Origin of the sequence: Rhodovulum steppense (assembly GCF_004339675.1) — a bacterium.
GTDB classification, from domain to species: Bacteria; Pseudomonadota; Alphaproteobacteria; order Rhodobacterales; family Rhodobacteraceae; genus Rhodovulum; species Rhodovulum steppense.
Genome location: NZ_SLVM01000012.1, coordinates 1 through 17619, shown reverse-complemented (window position 1 = coordinate 17619; position 17619 = coordinate 1). Strand labels below are relative to the sequence as shown.

The window sequence follows — 17619 nt, the reverse complement described above, 5'->3', positions numbered from 1 at the left end:
TCTCACTCTCCAGAATTTGGAATGGCGGACGCGGTGCGCACGCCTTCACGCTGCAACCTGTCGCGCAGCACTTCAATCTCGATATCCAGATCGGCGCGGTCATCCAGCAGGAGCGTCCGCGTGCGCGCGGTGAAATTCTCCTCCAGATCGGTCAGAAGCGCCTCGTAATCCGCCCGCGCGCCCGCGTCGCGGGTCCGGGCATAAAGCTCGGCGAACTTGACCGTCGCATCGCGCGCGCCCAGCAGGTAGACCACCAGGTAGCGCCGCGCGGCGGTCAGGTCGCGGGGGTCGTTCTCGACGGTGCGGAACATCTCGCGCACGGTGCCCTGAAACCGCTCGACCCGCGCCTCAAGCCGCCGGTCGCCTGCGCGCGCGATGGCATCGGTCATCGTGCGCAGGTGCTTTTCGGCCTCGTCGATCACCCGCGCGACGCGCTCGCGTTGCAGGCTGTCGGCGCCCTCGATCCCCTTGTCGCGCATCGGATCGACCCCGAAGGCGGCGCTGTGCAGCACGACGCCCAGGACGGCAAAGATCGCTGGCGCCAGGAACCCGGCGCCGGGCGTCATGCCCGCCAGGAACAGTCCCGCCCCGGTCAGCGCCGAGCCGAACATCTTGCGCGGGATCGCCGGGCGGCGGGCGACCTTGCGCACGGCCCAGACATCCTCGGCCTTCAGCCCCTCGCGCGTCAGCCAGGCCGCCAGCAGCAGCACGCCCAGCGCCATCAGCGTAAGCGCCATCCCGGTCGGATCGGACAGGAAGGCGCGCGGCACAAGGGCCAGCGGCACCACGAACATCAGGTTGGCCCGGCCGCGGGACCGGGCGGCGCGCTGGCCCTGGAACGGGTGACGCGGCGGCGGCGCGCTCCCGTCGCCGGGCCGCGGATCGGGGCTGTATTTCCCGCCATAGCGCTGTGCCATCAGCCGCCCCCCACGATCGCGACATAGAGGACCAGCGCGACCAGCAGGAAGAACGCCAGTTTCTGAAGCCCGGATTCGGACATCGACCCATCCCGTTTCGCTCTCCCCATCATATGGGATGCGAGCGCGCTGCGAAAAGCAAGCCCGACGCGAGCCTCAGCGCCGCTTCGGCGGCCCGGACTTGCGCGCCGTGCGCTTCGGTCGCGGGGGTGTCGCCGGCTGGAAATCGCGGTCAAGGCCCAACTGGTCGCGCAGCACGCGCGAGCGGACCTCCTCGACCTCGCCGGGTTTCAGATCGCCCAGCCGGAACGGGCCATAGCCCACGCGGATCAACCGGTTCACGACCAGCCCCACCGCCTCCATCGCGCGGCGGATCTCGCGGTTCCTGCCTTCGCGGATACCCACGGTGAGCCAGGCATTCGCGCCCTGCTGGCGGTCAAGGCTCACCTCCATCGGCTGGAACCGCTCGCCATCGACGGTGATGCCCGCGCGCAGGGGGGCCAGCGTCTCGTCCGAGGGCGTGCCCTTGATCCGCACGCGGTACTTGCGCAGCCAGCCGGTCGAGGGCAGTTCCAGCCGTCGCTTGATCGCGCCGTCATTGGTCAGCAGCAAGAGCCCCTCGGAATTGAGGTCGAGCCGACCCACCGACATCACCCGCGGCATGTCCTCGGGCAGGGCGTCGAACACGGTGGGGCGGCCCTTTTCGTCCTTCTCGGTGGTCACCAGCCCGCTGGGCTTGTGATAAAGCCACAGCCGCGGGGGCTCGGCCTCGGCGATGGGCTGGCCGTCGACCTCGATCCGGTCGCTGGCGGTCACGTTCAGCGCGGGGCTGTCGATCCGCTTGCCGTTGACCGCGACGCGGCCGGCCTCGATCATGCGCTCGGCCTCGCGGCGCGAGGCGATGCCGACCCGCGCCAGCACCTTGGCGATGCGATCGCCCTGGGGGTTATCCTGTTCCATGCGCCCCGTTTACGCGGGTTTCGGGGCGTGGGAAAGCGGCTTGCGCGGGGGCAGGGCAGGGGCGATGAAGGCGCATGAGCCCGTTTCGCAGCCATATGGAAACCGCCCTTGCCGAAGCCCGCGCCGCCGCCGAACGGGGCGAGGTGCCGGTGGGCGCGGTGGTCGTCTCGCCCCGGGGCGATGTGGTCGCCGCCGCGGGCAACCGCACGATCGAGTTGCGCGACCCCACGGCGCATGCCGAGATCCTGGCGATCCGGGCGGCCTGTCGGGTGCTGGGATCCGAGCGGTTGGGGGGGTGTGATCTTTATGTCACTCTGGAGCCTTGCCCGATGTGTGCCTCGGCGATCAGCCAGGCGCGGATCGGGCGGCTGTATTACGGGGCGGCGGATCCGAAATCGGGCGGCGTGGCGCAGGGCCCGCGCGTGTTCGAGCATCCGCAATGCCACCATGTCCCTGAAATCTATGACGGAATCAATGCCGCCGAAGCCGAGCGCCTGTTGAAGACCTTCTTCGCTACCCGCCGTTGATCCAGCCCTTGCGGGGCTGGCCGGGTGGTGATGGGGGCGGCGACGCTCGGGACGCGGGGTGGAGCGGCCAGTCCCCGGACCGGCCGCTCATGCGCCATGGTGCGTCATTTTTCGGAATTGTTTCAGGGCTGCGCGGTTGCTAGGTCACCAGCACGAGCGGCCCCAGCCTGCGCCGTTCGGTCAATGGGGACTGGATGTCAGAGCTTGTGTGACAGGGCTCTCTGAGTTTCAGAGAGCCGCGTGAAGTCAGGACCGCCGAGCGCATGTGCGCCCGGGCTTTTGTCACGTCCATCACACGAGACCTCCATGAATATCTCACGACACGAACAGCGTGCATTGCACGTTCTGGCCCTTGGCGGCTGCATCCGGCACCAGCGGGACGACGGCCCCAAGGTCACCGCAGTCGCCTGCATAACGCGCGAGGGGATGATCCTTGCCGATTTCGACCTGGCCACCTTCGGACGATTGCGGCGCAAGCGGCTGATCGAATCCCGGTCAGGCGGCCCTTATCGCATCTCGAAACGCGGCCGGATGTCGGTCCGCGCGCAACTCGACAATCAGGGGGCATGACATGCTGATCCGCAATGAAACAGCCGACGACGTCGCGGCGATCGGCCGGGTCGTCACCCGGGCCCTGTCGATGCTCGCGCAATCCACGGGAACCGAGGCAGGCATCGTCGAGGCGCTGCGCGCGGCGGGCGGGCTGACCCTCTCGCTCGTGGCCGAGGAGGAGGGCGAGGTGGTCGGGTATCTGGCCGCCTCGCCCGCACGGATCGGGATCCGGGACGGGTGGAGCCTGATCGGCCCGCTTGCCGTCCTGCCGGCGCGGCATCGCCAGGGTATCGGCACGGCCCTGATGGAAGACGCCCTTTGCAGGCTGCGGGCGACAAGCCGGGGCGCGGCGCTGGTGGGCGACCCCGCCTATTATGGCCGCTTCGGCTTTCGGGCCTTTCCCGGCCTCGGCGTCGCCGGATGTCCGCCCGAGGTGGTTCAGGCCCTGCCCTTCGACGGCATCGCGCCCCGCGGAGAGCTGATCCATCACCCGGCATTCGGCCTGGGCCAGAAGGCGTGACAGAAGGTCGGGCTGCATCCCCAGGCGGTGCAGTCCGACCGCTCAGATTTCGATCGGCACCAGCACCTCGGGTTCCACCACCCTGACGTCGGGCAGGCCCTGCCGCAGCGCGTCGGCGTTCTGTTCCAGCAGCGGGAAGGTGCGGTAATGGCAGGGTATCACCATGCGGAAGTCGAAGAAGGTGCGGGCGGCATAGGCGGCGCGTTTCATGTCCATGGTGAAATGCCCGCCCGCGCAGAGAATGCCGATATCTGGGGCGTGCAGGTCATTGAACAGCTCCATGTCGGCCATGACATCGGTATCGCCCGAGACATAGATCATGTGCCCCTCGCCCGCGATCATGAAGCCCGACTCGGTGCCGGTATAGACCGGCCCCTGCGGCCCCGAGACCGACGAGGAATGGGTGGCGTTGACCATGGTCACGCGGACCTCGCCCAGCGCCACGGTGCCGCCCTTGTTGAAGCCGATGGTGGCGATGCCCTCTTTTTCCTCCCACCAGCTCATCAGGTCGTAGATGCCGACGCAGGGGATCGACAGCTCGCGCGCGATGGCGACGGCATCGGCGATGTGGTCGAAATGACCATGGGTGACAAGGATATGGGTGGCGCCCGCGATGGCCTCGGCGCGGCGGTCCTCGGGGAACATGGGGTTGCCGACCAGCCAAGGATCGACCAGCAGGACCTGGTCTGCGATCTCGATGCGGAAGCCGGAATGGCCGAGCCAGGTGATTTTCATGTCTGCCTCCCTGTGATCTGGCGGCCCTGCGGCCTAGGTCTGGGGCAAGACTAGCAGAGCGGGAGGCGATTTCCATGGACTGGATGGCCCAGGTGAACGCCTATTGCGAGCGCATCGATGCGGGCTACTGGTCCGAGCCGGTGAACGCGGTGACGAATGCGGCCTTCCTGGTCGCGGCGGCGGTGATGTGGCGCCGGACCGGCGGGCTGGTGCTGGGCCGGGCGCTCTGCGTGGTGCTGGCGGTGATCGGGGTGGGAAGCTTCCTGTTCCACACCCATGCGACGGTCTGGGCAGCGATGGCGGATGTTCTGCCGATCCTTGGCTTCATCCTGCTTTACCTGTTTGCCGCGCATCGGGATTTCTGGGGGCTTGGGCTCTGGCCCGCGCTTGGGCTGACGGCGCTGTTCCTGCCCTATGCGGCGGGGGCGGGCTGGCTGTTCGGACAGCTTGGCTTTCTGGGCTCGTCGGCGGGCTATGCGCCGGTGGCGCTGCTGATCCTGATCCATGCGGGGCTGCTGGCACGGCGGGCGCCCGCGACGGCGCGGGGGCTGGCGCTGGGCGGCGGGCTTCTGGTGCTGTCGCTGACCTTCCGCACGTTGGACGAACCGCTTTGTGCATTGCTTCCCCTGGGGACGCATTTCCTGTGGCACATCCTGAACGCCGCGATGCTGGGCTGGATGATCGAGGTCCATCGCCGACATGTCACTGACGAAACCCGGCTGCGCCCAGCCTAGGTGTTTGACCCCATGGTTTGATCCTTTCGCAGGGATGGAAGGAGGCACTATGGGACAGGTTCGTCATGGCAGCGCCACCGCAACGCCCCGCTCTGTCACCAGCTTCACAGCCTCAAACTTGAACTCCTTCGTGAACTTGCGTCTTACCATGTCCGATCTCCGTTTCCGTGGTCACGATCTTATCTTCGTGTCCACGAAACCGGCAGTCGGCCAATCCTGCACCTGACACGGTCGGCGCTGCATCGCTGAGCCATGGTGCGCCACTGGTTCGAGCACCATGGCGAATGCATCTCGCGCCTGCCGGATGTCGAAGGCGACAAGCCCAAGCGCCAGAAGTTCAAGCGCTACTCCATCGGCTTCTTTCACATCGATATTGCCGAGGTGCAGACTGCCGAGGGCAAGCTCTACCTGTTCGTCGGAATCGACCGGACGGCCAGGTTCGCCGTCGCTCAACGCGTTGCAACGGCTGACGGAAAGACGGCCTGGGAGTTCCTGCAGCCCGTGCCCTACCAGGTCCACACGGTCCTCACTGACAATGGCATCCGGTACGCCGAGCAACCCCGGAACCGGAACACCATCTACTCCCGGCCGATGCGCTTCGACATGATCTGCGAGGCGAACGGGATCGAGCACCGGCTGACCAAACCGAACCATCCATGGACCAACGGTCAGGTCGAGCGGATGAACCGGACGATCAAGGACGCTACGGTCAAACGCTTCCACTACGACAGCCACGATCAGCTGCGCATCCACCTCGCCGACTTCATGGCAGCCTACAACTTCGCCCGCCGGCTCAAGACGCTCGGTGGCCTCACGCCCTACGAATACATCTGCAAAATCTGGACATCAGAGCCGGATCGATTCATCCTAGGCCCGATCCACCAGATGCCGGGACTGAACAGCTAGGTGTCCGCCCTCTGCTTCTTCTTGGTCCAAATACCCCCGCGCGGCCGTCAGGCCGCGCCACGCCCAACACCGGCCTGCACAGGGCGCAAGCCCCGTGCAGGCCGGTGGCGGGAGCGCCCCCCAGCCCCAGCCCCCGTCAGCCCGGCATGAACACCACCGTCTTGTGCCCGTTCGCCAGCACGCGCCGTTGCAGATGGAGCCGCACCGCGCGCGCCAGTACCCGGCTTTCGATGTCGCGGCCCACGGCGACGTAATCCTCGGCGGACAGCGCGTGGTTCACCCGCTCGGTCTCCTGCTCGATGATCGGACCTTCGTCCAGATCGGCGGTGACGTAATGCGCCGTCGCGCCGATCAGCTTGACGCCGCGCTCATGCGCCTGGTGATAGGGTTTCGCGCCCTTGAACGAGGGCAGGAAGGAATGGTGGATGTTGATGACCCGCCCCGCCAGCGCACGGGACAGATCGTCGGACAGAACCTGCATGTAGCGCGCCAGCACCACCAGTTCGGCGCCGGTTTCCGCGACCAGCGCCAACAGGCGGGCCTCCTGTTCGGCCTTGTTGGCCTTGCTCACCGGCCAGCAATGATAGGGGATGCCATGCGCCTCGGCGGTGGGGCGGCTGTCCTCGTGGTTCGAGACGATGGCCGCCACCTCGGCCTCCATCCAGCCGACCCGAATCTGGTACAGAAGGTGCAGCAGCGCATGGTCGAATTTCGACACCATCAGCACGATCTTCGGCCGCCGGTCGGCATCGACCAGATCGGCCTGCATCCCGTAGCCCGCAAGGACCGGGGCCAGCCGGGTGCGGATCGCGTCTGGCTCGGCCGGGGTTTCGGTCTCGAAGGCGATGCGCATGAAGAAGCGGTTGCTTTCGGGGTCGCGGAACTGGTCGCTGTCCTGGATGTTGCCGCCGAGCGCGGTCAGCGCGTTGGCAACGGCGGCGACGATGCCGCGCTGGTCGTCGCAGGTGAGCGTCAGGATAAACCGGGTAGAGGGCATCGCGGGCCTTTTCGTTTCATGCGGGAGGGCAGGCGCCCGGGACCGGGCGCGGCCGGTCTGGGCCAGACGGCGGGCGAGTGCAAGCGCCTTGCCGTCGCGCCGCCCTTGCGGCGGGCGCGACACAGGGCTAAACGCGGGGGCGGATTTTCCCCGGAACGAAAGGCGGCCCCATGTCCATCGACATCGACACCGCGCGGCGCGTGGCGCATCTGGCCCGGATCGCCGTGGCCGAGGAGGACCTGCCCGCGCTTGCGCAGCAATTGTCGGGCATCCTGACCTTCATGGAACAGTTGAACGAGGTCGATGTTTCGGGCGTAGAGCCGATGACCAGCGTCACGCCGATGCGGCTGAAGCGGCGGGCGGATGTGGTGACGGACGGGGGCTATGCGGCACAGATCCTGTCGAACGCCCCCGATGCGCGCGAGGGGTTCTTTGCGGTTCCCAAGGTGGTGGAGTAACGGCCGATGAGCGAGCTGAGCAAGCTGACCCTGGCCGCGGCGCGCGACGCGCTCAGGAAGGGCGAGACGACATCGCTGGCGCTGACCGAGGCCTGCCTGTCCGAGATCGAGGGCGCCGCGCGGCTGAACGCCTTTGTCCGTGTGACGCCCGAGATCGCGCTGGATCAGGCGCGCGCGGCGGATGCCCGGATCGCGGCAGGCGAAGCGCCCGCGATGTGCGGCATGCCTCTGGGGATCAAGGATCTTTTCTGCACCAGGGGCGTGCCCTCGCAGGCTGCGTCACATATCCTGAACGGGTTCCGGCCCGAATATGAATCGACCGTCACGCAGAAGCTGTGGGATGCCGGCGCGGTGATGCTGGGCAAGCTGAACATGGACGAGTTCGCCATGGGCAGTTCGAACGAGACCAGCACCTATGGCAATGCGGTCAATCCGTGGAAGGTCGATGATCGCGACCTGACGCCGGGGGGCTCGTCGGGGGGCTCGGCCGCTGCCGTTGCGGCCGATCTGTGTCTGGCGGCGACGGGCACCGATACCGGCGGCTCGATCCGCCAGCCCGCGGCCTTTACCGGCATCGTCGGGATCAAGCCGACCTATGGGCGCGTATCCCGTTGGGGAATCGTGGCCTTTGCGTCCTCGCTGGACCAGGCCGGGCCGATGACCCGCACCGTGCGCGATGCGGCGATCATGCTGGGTGCGATGGCCGGGCATGACCCGAAGGATTCGACATCTGCCGACATTCCCGTGCCGGATTTCGAGGCCGCGCTGACCGGTGACATCCGTGGAAAAACCATCGGAATTCCATCGGAATATCGTATGGCAGGCATGCCCGCCGAGATCGAGGCGCTGTGGAGCCGCGGCGCCGAGATGCTGAAGGATGCGGGCGCCAGGATCGTCGATATCAGCCTGCCGCACACCAGATACGCGCTGCCCGCCTATTACGTCATCGCACCCGCCGAGGCGTCCAGCAACCTCGCGCGCTATGACGGGGTGCGCTATGGCCATCGCGCGAAACTGGCCGAAGGCGACGGCATCGTGCAGATGTACGAAAAGACCCGCGCCGAGGGGTTCGGCAAGGAAGTGCAGCGCCGGGTGATGATCGGGACCTATGTCCTGTCGGCGGGCTTCTACGACGCCTATTACAACCGCGCGCGCAAGGTGCGGGCGCTCATCAAGCGCGATTTCGACGAAGTGTTCGCGCAAGGGGTCGATGCGATCCTGACGCCCGCGACGCCCTCCGCCGCCTTCGGGCTGGGCGAGATGCAGGATGCCGATCCGGTCGAGATGTATCTCAACGACGTGTTCACGGTGACGGTCAACCTGGCCGGGCTGCCGGGCATCGCGGTGCCCGCGGGGCTGGACGCGCAGGGGCTGCCGCTTGGCCTGCAACTGATCGGCCGGCCCTGGGAGGAGGGCGATCTGTTGAACACCGCACAAGTGCTTGAGGATGCCGCGGGCTTTGTTTCCCGGCCCGCGAAATGGTGGTAAGAGCGCGTCCCTACATGGATCGGGAGAGCAGGATGAACGGGATGCGTGTTGGTCTTTCGGGGCTGGCGGTGCTGGCATTGGCCGCCTGCGCCCCGCAGGTGCCGGATTCCGCGGCCGGGGTGGGCTTTGAAAGCTATGCCGCCTACAGCGTCGATCGTGAACGCGCCCTGCGTGGCGGGGACGGCGTGGCCGCCGCGCCCGCGTCCGAGGGGGCCGCGATCGCCGCGCAGGCGCTGGCGACCCTGCGCCCCGACGAGGCCGGGCCCGCGCCGGTCATCACGCCCGCCCCCGGCGATCCTGCGCCGCGGTCCAGCAATCCCGGTCTGTCCGACGAGCAGAATTTCGACGCCGTCGCGGCCCGCGAGTCGATCGAGAGCGACCGCGAGCGGCTGGAGCGGCAGCGCCAGCAATATGCCGTGGTCGCGCCCGAGCCGGTGCCGGAGCGGCCGACCGGCGCGGGGCCGAATATCGCGCAATATGCGTTGAGCACCACGAACCGGGTGGGTCAGCCGGTCCATCGCCGTCTGGGCCGCGTCAGCCATGAACGCTATCTGAGCAATTGCGCAAGATATGGCTCGGCCGATCTGGCGCAGGAGGCGTTCCTGGCCGCAGGCGGACCCGAGCGTGACCGGCTGGGGCTGGACCCCGATGGCGACGGGTTCGCCTGTTTCTGGGATCCCGCACCGTTCCGGGCGGCCGTGCGGCGCTAGGGTGATGGCGCCGCTCTGGCGGCCTTCTCCGAATTTCGGGCCACGGCGGAACGGCGCCCGGCCCGATCTGATCGTTCTGCATTATACCGCGATGCCGCTGGCGGGTGCGCTGGACCGGCTCTGCGATCCCGCGGCCGAGGTCTCGGCGCATTACCTGATCGCGCGCGATGGGCGGGTCTATCATCTGGTGGACGAGGCAGAGCGGGCCTGGCATGCCGGGGCGGGATGTTGGGGGACGGTCGGGGATGTCAATTCCCGCTCGATCGGGATCGAACTGGACAACCGGGGCGACGAGCCCTTTGCCGCGCCGCTGATGGCCGCGCTGGAGGCGTTGCTTGGCGGGGTGATGGCGCGCTGGGCCATGCCGCCCGAACGGGTGATCGGCCATTCCGACATGGCGCCGGGCCGCAAGGGCGATCCGGGGCGGCGGTTCGACTGGCGGCGACTGGCGCGGTCGGGGCTGTCGGTCTGGCCCGGTCCCGGCAGCGCCGCGCCGGACCCGGCGGCGTTCCGCGCGGCGGCCTTGCGCTTCGGCTATGGCGCGGACTGGCCCATGGACGCGGTGCTGGACGCCTTTCGCCAACGCTTCCGGCCCTGGGCCACGGGGCCGCTGTCAGCGGGCGACATGGGCGCGATGCTGGACCTGGCGCGGCGCTTTCCCGTTGACCGGGGGGGCGCGGCTTTCTAACTACACAGGGCGCGGATGGCTGGATGGCCGCGGGCGGCGACGTCCGAGGAAAGTCCGGACTCCACGGAGCAACGGTGCCGGGTAACGCCCGGCGGGGGCAACCCCAGGGAAAGCGCCACAGAGAACGAGACCGCCTCCGGGCTTGCCCGGCGGCAAGGGTGAAACGGTGGGGTAAGAGCCCACCGCGGGACTGGCAACAGGACCGGCACGGCAAGCCCCACCGGGAGCAATGCCAAATAGGGACCCCGCGCCGCATCTGTGGCAGGGCGGCTTCGGCCCAGGGGTCCGGGTTGGCAGCTCAAGCGGCGCGGTAACGCGGCGCGTAGAGGAATGGTCATCCAGCCCCGGACCCCGGTCCGGGGGGGACAGAATCCGGCTTACAGGCCGTCCGCGCATCCTCGATCTTCGCCGAATCGTCGTTAACGCATGCGAAAGCCGCTAGGCTGGGTGCGCGCGCAGTCGCGCCGTTTTCGCCGAGGAGGATTGTCCAATGAGTTTCGTCAGGACCATGGCCACGCTGGCTGCGGGCTTTGCCGCTGCCAAGGGGGTGGAGCAGTACAGGAAGATGGGCGGCATGGCCGGCCTGCAGGACAAGATGAAGTCGAACGAGCAATTGTCGCAGATGACCGGCCAGCTCGACTCGATGATGGAGAGGATGGGCCTGCCGGGCGGCACGGCGAAGCTGCAGGAGATGATGGCCAGCATGGGGCGCGGCATGGACCGCACCGGCGAGGCCGCGACGGCGGGCGTTGCCGGGCTGATGGCGGCGCTGGGCAGTGCCGCGGCGGCGGGCACGGCGCAGGCCAGCCAGATGATCGACGCGATGACCGGCAGTTCGGTGGCGACCTCGTCGATGGAGGAAAACGCCAAGCTGATGATCCGGGCGATGATCCAGTCGGCCAAGGCCGATGGCCAGATCGACGACGCGGAACACGCGAAGATCATGGAGGCGCTGGGCGACGCGACCGACGAGGAGCGCGCCTTTGTCGAGGCCCAGATGGCCGCGCCGGTCGATCCCGTCGCGCTGGCCAATGACACGTCCGAGGCGATGCGCGCGCAGGTCTATGCCTCGGCCGCCAGCATGGGCCGCATCGACAGCCCCGCCGAAGAGGCCTATCTGGCCTCGCTTGCCTCGGCGCTGGGGCTCGATGACGCCAAGGTGGCGCAGATCCGCAAGATGATGGGGCTGTCGGCCTGATCCCACCTGCGGCCCCGATGCGCGACATCGGGGCCGTTGGGGCAGGGCGGTCCTGCCGCTAGTCTGGCGCCCGGGGGGCTTCCCCGACGGCGCACCGGACAGCGGGATGGAGAGAGCATGAGTTTTGTCAGGACGATGGCGACCCTTGTCGTCGGCTATGCCGCGGCCAGGGGCATGGACAGGTTCCAGAAGACCGGCGGCGGCGCGGGGCTGGCGCGCACGATGCAATCCACCGCCTCGCGCGCAGCGATCGCCAGCCAGGTCGGTGCGCTGCTGGAGCGTATGCAGGTCCAGGGCGGCGCGTCCGGGCTGGAGCGGAACCTGGGCTGGATCGGCGCGCGGGCGCGGGGGGCCGGCGACAGCGCGGTGCTGGGCGTGGCCGGGCTGATGTCGGCGCTCTGGGCGGCCACATGGGCGGGCTCGGGCGATGCGCGCGACCTCGGCGCCGCGATGGGCAGCGGCACGCCGCCCGGCGCCACGCTGGAACGCCAGGCCCGGCTGATGATCCGGGCGATGGTGCAGGCGGCAAAAGCCGATGGCCAGATCGACGCGGGCGAACGGGCACGCCTGTTCGACCTGCTGGGCGACCAGAGCGAGGAGGAGCGCGCCTATGTCGAGGCCGAGCTGGCCCGGCCCGTCGATATCGACGCGCTGGCCGCCGAGACCGGCAGCTACCAGCGCACGGCGGTCTATGCGGCCTCGGTGCTGATGATCGACATCACCGACCCCGCCGGGATCGCCTATCTCGACCGGCTCGCCGCCGCGCTGCATCTGGGCATCGCCGCGCGCACCCGGATCCACCAGGCGATGCGGCTGCCGCAGGTGCTGGGCTGAACCTGCCGAAGCCGCTTGACTCGCGGGTGGGGATCGCTAAAAGGCGGACTTCATGGAATTTGGTGGGGCGGCGGCGATGCTCCCCGCGAGACGGAGATGAGACATGGCGAAGCCGACGACCATCAAGATCCGCCTGAACTCGACCGCGGACACCGGGCATTTCTACGTGACCAAGAAGAACGCCCGCACGATGACCGAGAAGATGGTGATCAAGAAATACGACCCCGTCGTGCGCAAGCACGTCGAGTACAAGGAAGGCAAGATCAAGTAACGCCTGCTTTCCGGGTGTCCTGTACGGGGCCGCGCCATTGGCGCGGCCCTTTTGCGTTGCGGCGGGGCGGGCAGAGGATGGCCCGCAAGGCCGTCGCCGACGCCGCGTTGCGAACCGGGCGGGTTGAAGCCGCGGTACCGGGTGCCCACTCTCGGTCTGGATCACGCGATCCGAAAAGGCATTGCCACAGCAAGGGAAGATTTCATGCTTTACGTCGACATTCCCACCCCGACCGAACTTGCCGCGCTGGTCGCGGCACGGGGCGAGGCCTTCGTCACGGTCTATCTGCCGACCACGCCCGAGACGCAGAATATCGACGCTGCGCGCACCCGGCTGGGCCAGTTGCTGAAGCAGGCCGAGGCGAAGCTGGAGGAGGCGGGGGCCGCCAAGCGCACGATCTGGCCGATTGCCGGACAGGTCCACGACCTGATGGATGACAACGATTTCTGGGCGCATCAGGCCAATGCGCTGGCGATCTTCGTGACGCCCGAGCGGATCGTTACGCATCGTTTGCCCAACCACCTGACCGAGATGGTCGAGGTCTCGGATCGGTTCTTCCTCAAGCCGCTTCTGCGCGCGACCACGGTGCCGCAGCACGCCTTCGTGCTGGCGCTGGCCGAGGGTGAGGTGCGGCTGGTCGAGGTGACCGAGGGGGAGGCGGGGGTGGAGATCCGCGTGCCGGGGATGCCTAAGGATGCGGCCTCGGCGGTCGGGACGGCCTCGGTCAATTCGCGCAGCTATTCGGGGCGGATCGGCGGCAGCGAGGGGCAGAAAGTGCTGCTGACGCAGTTCTGCCGCAAGGTCGATGCCGCGCTGCGTCCGGTGCTGGCGGGCCGCAGCGAACCGCTGATCCTGGCCGCGGCCGAGCCGCTGGCGACGCTCTTCCGCGCAGTCTGCACCTATCCGAACCTTGCGGAGCGCATCATCGAGGGCAGCCCGGCGCGGGTCGTCGCGGCCGATCTGGGGCAGGCGGCGCGTGCGGTGATGGATGCGCGCCATGCCGACGAGGTGGCGCGGCTGAAGGATCTCTATGCGCGCCGCGAGAACGAGGGCCGCGCGACGACGCAACTGGCGCGCGCCGCCCGTGCCGCGACCTTCGGCGCCATCGAGACGCTGATGGTGGATATCGACGTGGTGGTGCCGGGGCTGGTTGACGAGGAAACCGGCGCGATCCAGATTCACGACGCGCTGGATGCCACCAATTACGGCGTGATCGACGAGATCGCGGGCCGGGTGCTGGCCAATGGCGGTCGGGTCCTGGGGCTTCGGCGCGGCGACATTCCCGAGGGTGGCGACCTGGCCGCGATCCTGCGCTACGCGATCTGAACCGGGTCTTCGGGCACGAAAAAAAGGGGCCGGTGTCACCACCGGCCCCTTTCGCGTTGTCCGCCCGTTCAGGTCACTCGCGGTTGCCGAGGAACTGCAGCAGGAACATGAACAGGTTGATGAAGTCGAGATAGAGGTTCAGCGCGCCCATGATCGCCGACTTGGCCAGCCACTCGCTGTCCATCGACTGCGCGTGCTGGATGTAGTCGGTCTTGATCCGCTGGGTGTCATAGGCGGTCAGCGCCGAGAACAGCAACACGCCGATGATCGACACCGCGAACATGATCGCGGGGCTGCCCAGGAAGATGTTCACGATCGAGGCGACGATCAGGCCGATCACGCCCATGATCAGGAACGAGCCCCAGCCCGAGATGTCCTTCTTGGTGGTGTAGCCCCAGAGCGACAGGCCAGCGAAGGCGATCGCCGTGATCAGGAAGGTCTGCACGATCGACAGCCCGGTGAAGACCAGGAAGATCGAGCTGATCGACAGGCCCATCAGCGTGGCGAAGCCGTAGAAGTAAAGCTGCGCGGCCGCCGCCGACATCCGGTTCGCGACCATGCCGAAGCCGAAGACCATGATCAGCGGCGCGAACATGATCAGCCATTTCAGCGGCGATGCGTAGATCGCCATGCCAAGCCCGGTCAGGTACTTGTCGGTCCCGATCTGTGCCGCATTGGGCACGTCGGTGACCGCAAGCCCCGAGATCGCCCAGGCGGCCAGCGCGGTGATCACCATGCCGACCGACATGGTGCCGTAGACCTTGTTCATGTGGGCGCGAAGGCCCGCGTCGATCTGCGCCGCAGAGCGGATGCCCGCCGTCTGGCCCGCGCGGATCGTGTTCGTGTTGTAGTCAGCCATCGCTGCCTCCTCAGATTTTCACACCCGGCGGACCGGATAATCCGGGCCCCGCCATTGCGGGGGAATATCGGCGAAGGGAGAAACCTTTTCAACCCGCGCCCGTGTGAAAAGGGCGTGGTTCCTTAACGTTTCCGTCAGCCTGCCGCGCGGTTCAGCGCAGCCAGGTCTGCGGCACGTCCCAGACCGGGCGGCGGGCCTCGGCCAGGGCCTCGTCCCGGGTCAGGCCGATGTCGCGCAGCATCGTGTCGTCCAGCTCGGCCAGGCGGTGACGCTGGCGAGCGGCGCAAAGGCCAAGTCCGATACGGCGCAGCAGACCCCGCAGCGCGGGAAGACGGACGCCCCGGATGGTGTCGGTGCCGATATGGGCCATGGCCGTGCCTCCTTGTGGTGCTGACCGTTCTCTCTGCTTGCAGCTTATCGCGCATCGTGTTTCATTCTTCAAACGAATGATTGTTATGCTTTTAATCAGGGATCGTGATATGCCGCGCCATCTGGACCTGACCGCCCTGCGTTCCTTCGTGGCCGTGGCCGAAGCGGGCGGGGTGACCCGCGCCGCGGGCTTTCTCAACCTGACGCAATCGGCGGTGTCGATGCAGCTCAAGCGGCTGGAACAGGCGCTGGGGCTCGACCTGCTGGACCGCTCGGAACGCCGGGTGCGGCTGACCGCGGCGGGCGAACAGCTGCTGGGCTATGCCCGCCGCCTGCTGGCGCTGAACGACGAGGTCTATGCCCGCATGACGGCGCAGGATTACGAGGGCGAGATCGTTCTGGGCGTGCCGCATGACATCGTCTATCCGGCGATCCCGCAGGTGCTGAACCGCTTTGCCGCCGATTTTCCCCGCGTCCGGGTGCAACTGATCTCGTCCTACACCACGCGGCTGCGCGAGCAGTTCCGCCGCGGCGAGGTGGACCTGATCCTGACCACCGAGGATCGCTGCGGCCCGGGCGGCGAGACGCTGGCCGAACTGCCGCTGGTCTGGGTCGGCGCGATCGGCGGTCATGCCTGGAAGCAGCGCCCGCTGCGGCTGGCCTATGAACATGCCTGCATCTTCCGCCAGGACGTCGAGGAGGCGCTGGACCGGGCCGGCATCCCCTGGCAGATGGCCGTCGAAAGCGACTCGATCCGCACGGTCGAGGCCAGCGTCAGCGCCGATCTGGCCGTGCACACCGTCGTCGAAGGCGCGATGCCGCCTTATGTCGAACGCATCAGCCATGGCGGCGCGCTGCCCGACCTGCCGCGCACCCTGATCGACCTCTATGTCTCGGATGTCGCGCCGGGCCCGACGCTGGAGGCGCTGGCCGGTCTGATCCGGCAGGCCTATCGCACGGGCTGAGGGTTCAGGGACCGGCCTGCGCCAGCCGCCCGCCCTGGCGCACCATGGCAATGCGCGTGGCGCGCCCGGTGCGGTCGTCGGTCTCGATGTAGACGCCGGACAGCGTGGCCTCGCCCGCGGCGGGTGTGAATCTGCCCTTGGCCATGCCGGTGATGAAACGGCGCATCGGCTCGTCCTTTTCCATGCCGATCACCGAATCATAATCGCCGCACATGCCCGCATCGGACAGATAGCCCGTGCCGCGCGGCAGAACCTGCGCGTCCGCCGTGGGCACATGGGTATGGGTCCCGACCACAAGGCTGGCGCGGCCGTCGCAGAAATGGCCCATCGCCATCTTCTCGGAGGTCGCCTCGCAATGCATGTCGACCAGCACCGCCTGCGCCAGCCCACCCAGCGGATGCGCCTTCAGGACCGGCTCGATGGCCGAGAACGGATCGTCGAAGGGCCGCTTCATGAAGATCTGGCCCAGCGCCTGCGCCACCAGCACCTTGCGCCCGCCGCGCGCCTCGAACAGCCGCGCGCCCTTGCCGGGCGCCCCCTTGGCATAGTTCAGCGGCCGCAGGATGCGCGGCTCCTGCTCGACGAAAGCCATCATGTCCTTCTGGTCGAAGGCATGATCGCCCAGCGTCAGACAATCGGCCCCGGCGTCGAGCAACGCGCGCGCATGGGCCGGGCTGAGCCCCGCCCCCGACGTCGCGTTCTCGCCATTGACCACGACGAAATCCAGCGCCCAGTCCGCGCGCAAGCCGGGCAGCCGCGCGATCACCCCATCGCGCCCCGCCCGGCCCATGACATCCCCGAGAAACAGCAATTTCATGGTGAGAACCCCTAGGACGGCGCGCGCCCGAGGGCAAGGCGTTCCGGGCCGCTGCGCCCGCCCCTGTCCTTCTTCTTGGTGCAAATACCCCGGGGGGAGTCCGCAAGGACGGGTGACGCGGTTCAGTTGGTTTGATACCGGGCCGAAAAAATATATCGCCTTTTCAGTGGGTTGCGATGGGGCTGGTTCACAAGGTTTGATACCGCTGGGCAGGATCGGCGCCGGGAACGGGGCGAGACACTCAATCTTGCAGTAGCAAAAAACCAATGAAATCAATAGACCGATTCAGAACGTGTGGGCAAATACGCCCACACCCCACACGCTAGAGGGCGTCGTATTCCTGCAGCATGCGAAGGTCGCGCTGCAAGGCGGCTTCCGGGTCCCGCAAGTCGTCGTGAAGGGCCATCGCTGTTGCAGTCTCGAAGCTGACATTGGCCCTCTGTTGGTGATTGAGGATCGCCCCCTCAGCTTGGCCCAGAATGGCAAAGAACGCGCGTGTGGCTCCTGCTGCTCTGAGGGCTTGATGCAAATCAAGTCCATCAACTTCGTGTGCCATCACTTTCGTATATCGCAGGAGTGCCAACCCAAACGCCCAATTCTGGAATGGACCCCAATCGACCGGAGGCGTCAGCACCGCAACCATATTGCTCTCGGCCGTCTCCAAGACCCGCGCCGGGACATGTGCACACGCCCGCCCTGCGTCTCACCCCCCTGGCCGCTTCGATGGAGGACCCGATGGCCGCCGGGCAGAACTTCACGGCGCGGATCGCCCGGCTGTTGAACCTCGC

The 17619-nt window shown here is 67.6% G+C and carries 21 protein-coding genes, 1 other RNA gene and 1 pseudogene; 15 read left to right on the top strand and 8 right to left on the bottom strand.

Going from position 1 to position 17619, the window contains the following annotated elements:
- Window positions 1-2: 2 nt before the first annotated feature.
- Window positions 3-917: a 5-bromo-4-chloroindolyl phosphate hydrolysis family protein gene (locus EV216_RS09545; protein ID WP_132694945.1), complete on the bottom strand. Its 915-nt coding sequence runs from the start codon at window positions 915-917 to the stop codon at window positions 3-5.
- A gap of 156 nt (window positions 918-1073) precedes the next feature.
- A complete protein-coding gene (locus EV216_RS09540; RefSeq protein WP_132694943.1) occupies window positions 1074-1877 on the bottom strand; it encodes a pseudouridine synthase in 804 nt (267 codons plus the stop codon).
- A gap of 74 nt (window positions 1878-1951) precedes the next feature.
- On the opposite strand from EV216_RS09540, the gene EV216_RS09535 reads away from it, so the two are divergent.
- The 3 genes from EV216_RS09535 to EV216_RS09525 all read left to right on the top strand — a co-directional run bounded on the left by EV216_RS09535 (window position 1952) and on the right by EV216_RS09525 (window position 3476).
- Window positions 1952-2404, top strand: a complete 453-nt coding sequence (locus EV216_RS09535) for a nucleoside deaminase (RefSeq protein ID WP_132694941.1) — start codon at window positions 1952-1954, stop codon at window positions 2402-2404.
- Window positions 2405-2710: 306 nt separating this feature from the next.
- On the top strand, window positions 2711-2974 hold the full coding sequence (locus tag EV216_RS09530; RefSeq protein ID WP_132694940.1) for a YjhX family toxin: 264 nt from the start codon (window positions 2711-2713) through the stop codon (window positions 2972-2974).
- Window position 2975: 1 nt separating this feature from the next.
- Window positions 2976-3476: a GNAT family N-acetyltransferase gene (locus tag EV216_RS09525; RefSeq protein ID WP_132694938.1), complete on the top strand. Its 501-nt coding sequence runs from the start codon at window positions 2976-2978 to the stop codon at window positions 3474-3476.
- Between the two features lie 42 nt (window positions 3477-3518).
- On the opposite strand, the gene EV216_RS09520 is transcribed toward EV216_RS09525, so the two are convergent.
- A complete protein-coding gene (locus tag EV216_RS09520; protein ID WP_132694936.1) occupies window positions 3519-4211 on the bottom strand; it encodes a metal-dependent hydrolase in 693 nt (230 codons plus the stop codon).
- Between the two features lie 74 nt (window positions 4212-4285).
- On the opposite strand from EV216_RS09520, the gene EV216_RS09515 reads away from it, so the two are divergent.
- Window positions 4286-4945 carry a hypothetical protein gene (locus tag EV216_RS09515; protein WP_132694935.1) on the top strand — a complete coding sequence of 220 codons (660 nt, stop codon included), beginning with the start codon at window positions 4286-4288 and terminating at the stop codon, window positions 4943-4945.
- Between the two features lie 49 nt (window positions 4946-4994).
- Window positions 4995-5851: pseudogene (locus EV216_RS09510) on the top strand (integrase core domain-containing protein).
- Window positions 5852-5987: 136 nt separating this feature from the next.
- Here the strand turns inward: EV216_RS09510 and purU are convergent.
- Window positions 5988-6848 (bottom strand): formyltetrahydrofolate deformylase, encoded by an 861-nt coding sequence (gene purU, locus EV216_RS09505; protein ID WP_132694934.1) that lies wholly within the window; start codon window positions 6846-6848, stop codon window positions 5988-5990.
- 170 nt (window positions 6849-7018) lie between these two features.
- Between purU and gatC the strand changes: the two genes are divergently transcribed.
- The 9 genes from gatC (at window position 7019) to EV216_RS09460 (ending at window position 13821) form a co-directional block, all read left to right on the top strand.
- Window positions 7019-7306 (top strand): Asp-tRNA(Asn)/Glu-tRNA(Gln) amidotransferase subunit GatC, encoded by a 288-nt coding sequence (gene gatC, locus EV216_RS09500; RefSeq protein WP_132694932.1) that lies wholly within the window; start codon window positions 7019-7021, stop codon window positions 7304-7306.
- A 6-nt stretch (window positions 7307-7312) separates the two neighbouring features.
- Window positions 7313-8794 carry an Asp-tRNA(Asn)/Glu-tRNA(Gln) amidotransferase subunit GatA gene (gatA, locus tag EV216_RS09495; RefSeq protein ID WP_132694931.1) on the top strand — a complete coding sequence of 494 codons (1482 nt, stop codon included), beginning with the start codon at window positions 7313-7315 and terminating at the stop codon, window positions 8792-8794.
- Between the two features lie 41 nt (window positions 8795-8835).
- Window positions 8836-9504, top strand: coding sequence for a hypothetical protein (locus EV216_RS09490; protein ID WP_132694929.1), 669 nt, complete (start codon window positions 8836-8838; stop codon window positions 9502-9504).
- 4 nt (window positions 9505-9508) lie between these two features.
- Window positions 9509-10192 (top strand): N-acetylmuramoyl-L-alanine amidase, encoded by a 684-nt coding sequence (locus EV216_RS09485; protein WP_132694927.1) that lies wholly within the window; start codon window positions 9509-9511, stop codon window positions 10190-10192.
- A gap of 11 nt (window positions 10193-10203) precedes the next feature.
- An RNA gene (rnpB, locus tag EV216_RS09480) (RNase P RNA component class A) lies at window positions 10204-10588 on the top strand.
- A 94-nt stretch (window positions 10589-10682) separates the two neighbouring features.
- Entirely contained in the window at window positions 10683-11390 is a 708-nt protein-coding gene (locus EV216_RS09475; protein WP_132694926.1) for a DUF533 domain-containing protein, read from the top strand.
- 117 nt (window positions 11391-11507) lie between these two features.
- Window positions 11508-12224, top strand: a complete 717-nt coding sequence (locus EV216_RS09470; protein ID WP_132694924.1) for a DUF533 domain-containing protein — start codon at window positions 11508-11510, stop codon at window positions 12222-12224.
- 103 nt (window positions 12225-12327) lie between these two features.
- Entirely contained in the window at window positions 12328-12495 is a 168-nt protein-coding gene (gene rpmG, locus EV216_RS09465) for a 50S ribosomal protein L33 (protein WP_132694922.1), read from the top strand.
- A gap of 204 nt (window positions 12496-12699) precedes the next feature.
- Window positions 12700-13821: a baeRF11 domain-containing protein gene (locus EV216_RS09460; RefSeq protein ID WP_132694921.1), complete on the top strand. Its 1122-nt coding sequence runs from the start codon at window positions 12700-12702 to the stop codon at window positions 13819-13821.
- A 73-nt stretch (window positions 13822-13894) separates the two neighbouring features.
- Here EV216_RS09460 and EV216_RS09455 read toward each other — a convergent pair whose 3' ends face one another.
- Together EV216_RS09455 and EV216_RS09450 are read right to left on the bottom strand one after the other, a co-directional pair.
- Window positions 13895-14680 carry a Bax inhibitor-1/YccA family protein gene (locus EV216_RS09455; RefSeq protein ID WP_132694919.1) on the bottom strand — a complete coding sequence of 262 codons (786 nt, stop codon included), beginning with the start codon at window positions 14678-14680 and terminating at the stop codon, window positions 13895-13897.
- Window positions 14681-14831: 151 nt separating this feature from the next.
- Window positions 14832-15050 carry a DUF1127 domain-containing protein gene (locus tag EV216_RS09450; protein ID WP_132694917.1) on the bottom strand — a complete coding sequence of 73 codons (219 nt, stop codon included), beginning with the start codon at window positions 15048-15050 and terminating at the stop codon, window positions 14832-14834.
- A gap of 109 nt (window positions 15051-15159) precedes the next feature.
- Between EV216_RS09450 and EV216_RS09445 the strand changes: the two genes are divergently transcribed.
- Window positions 15160-16014, top strand: coding sequence for a LysR family transcriptional regulator (locus EV216_RS09445; RefSeq protein WP_132694916.1), 855 nt, complete (start codon window positions 15160-15162; stop codon window positions 16012-16014).
- A 4-nt stretch (window positions 16015-16018) separates the two neighbouring features.
- On the opposite strand, the gene EV216_RS09440 is transcribed toward EV216_RS09445, so the two are convergent.
- Window positions 16019-16831 (bottom strand): TIGR00282 family metallophosphoesterase, encoded by an 813-nt coding sequence (locus EV216_RS09440; RefSeq protein ID WP_132694915.1) that lies wholly within the window; start codon window positions 16829-16831, stop codon window positions 16019-16021.
- Window positions 16832-17153: 322 nt separating this feature from the next.
- Entirely contained in the window at window positions 17154-17495 is a 342-nt protein-coding gene (locus EV216_RS09435; RefSeq protein WP_132694913.1) for a hypothetical protein, read from the bottom strand.
- Between the last annotated feature and the right edge of the window lie 124 nt (window positions 17496-17619).

What these genes read in the sequence shown, in the direction of transcription:
- EV216_RS09545 (WP_132694945.1), bottom strand. Translation starts at nt 917, where the DNA reads ATGGCACAGCGCTATGGCGGGAAATACAGCCCCGATCCGCGGCCCGGC.
- EV216_RS09540 (WP_132694943.1), bottom strand. Translation starts at nt 1,877, where the DNA reads ATGGAACAGGATAACCCCCAGGGCGATCGCATCGCCAAGGTGCTGGCG.
- EV216_RS09535 (WP_132694941.1), top strand. Translation starts at nt 1,952, where the DNA reads ATGAGCCCGTTTCGCAGCCATATGGAAACCGCCCTTGCCGAAGCCCGC.
- EV216_RS09530 (WP_132694940.1), top strand. Translation starts at nt 2,711, where the DNA reads ATGAATATCTCACGACACGAACAGCGTGCATTGCACGTTCTGGCCCTT.
- EV216_RS09525 (WP_132694938.1), top strand. Translation starts at nt 2,976, where the DNA reads ATGCTGATCCGCAATGAAACAGCCGACGACGTCGCGGCGATCGGCCGG.
- EV216_RS09520 (WP_132694936.1), bottom strand. Translation starts at nt 4,211, where the DNA reads ATGAAAATCACCTGGCTCGGCCATTCCGGCTTCCGCATCGAGATCGCA.
- EV216_RS09515 (WP_132694935.1), top strand. Translation starts at nt 4,286, where the DNA reads ATGGACTGGATGGCCCAGGTGAACGCCTATTGCGAGCGCATCGATGCG.
- purU (WP_132694934.1), bottom strand. Translation starts at nt 6,848, where the DNA reads ATGCCCTCTACCCGGTTTATCCTGACGCTCACCTGCGACGACCAGCGC.
- gatC (WP_132694932.1), top strand. Translation starts at nt 7,019, where the DNA reads ATGTCCATCGACATCGACACCGCGCGGCGCGTGGCGCATCTGGCCCGG.
- gatA (WP_132694931.1), top strand. Translation starts at nt 7,313, where the DNA reads ATGAGCGAGCTGAGCAAGCTGACCCTGGCCGCGGCGCGCGACGCGCTC.
- EV216_RS09490 (WP_132694929.1), top strand. Translation starts at nt 8,836, where the DNA reads ATGCGTGTTGGTCTTTCGGGGCTGGCGGTGCTGGCATTGGCCGCCTGC.
- EV216_RS09485 (WP_132694927.1), top strand. Translation starts at nt 9,509, where the DNA reads ATGGCGCCGCTCTGGCGGCCTTCTCCGAATTTCGGGCCACGGCGGAAC.
- EV216_RS09475 (WP_132694926.1), top strand. Translation starts at nt 10,683, where the DNA reads ATGAGTTTCGTCAGGACCATGGCCACGCTGGCTGCGGGCTTTGCCGCT.
- EV216_RS09470 (WP_132694924.1), top strand. Translation starts at nt 11,508, where the DNA reads ATGAGTTTTGTCAGGACGATGGCGACCCTTGTCGTCGGCTATGCCGCG.
- rpmG (WP_132694922.1), top strand. Translation starts at nt 12,328, where the DNA reads ATGGCGAAGCCGACGACCATCAAGATCCGCCTGAACTCGACCGCGGAC.
- EV216_RS09460 (WP_132694921.1), top strand. Translation starts at nt 12,700, where the DNA reads ATGCTTTACGTCGACATTCCCACCCCGACCGAACTTGCCGCGCTGGTC.
- EV216_RS09455 (WP_132694919.1), bottom strand. Translation starts at nt 14,680, where the DNA reads ATGGCTGACTACAACACGAACACGATCCGCGCGGGCCAGACGGCGGGC.
- EV216_RS09450 (WP_132694917.1), bottom strand. Translation starts at nt 15,050, where the DNA reads ATGGCCCATATCGGCACCGACACCATCCGGGGCGTCCGTCTTCCCGCG.
- EV216_RS09445 (WP_132694916.1), top strand. Translation starts at nt 15,160, where the DNA reads ATGCCGCGCCATCTGGACCTGACCGCCCTGCGTTCCTTCGTGGCCGTG.
- EV216_RS09440 (WP_132694915.1), bottom strand. Translation starts at nt 16,831, where the DNA reads ATGAAATTGCTGTTTCTCGGGGATGTCATGGGCCGGGCGGGGCGCGAT.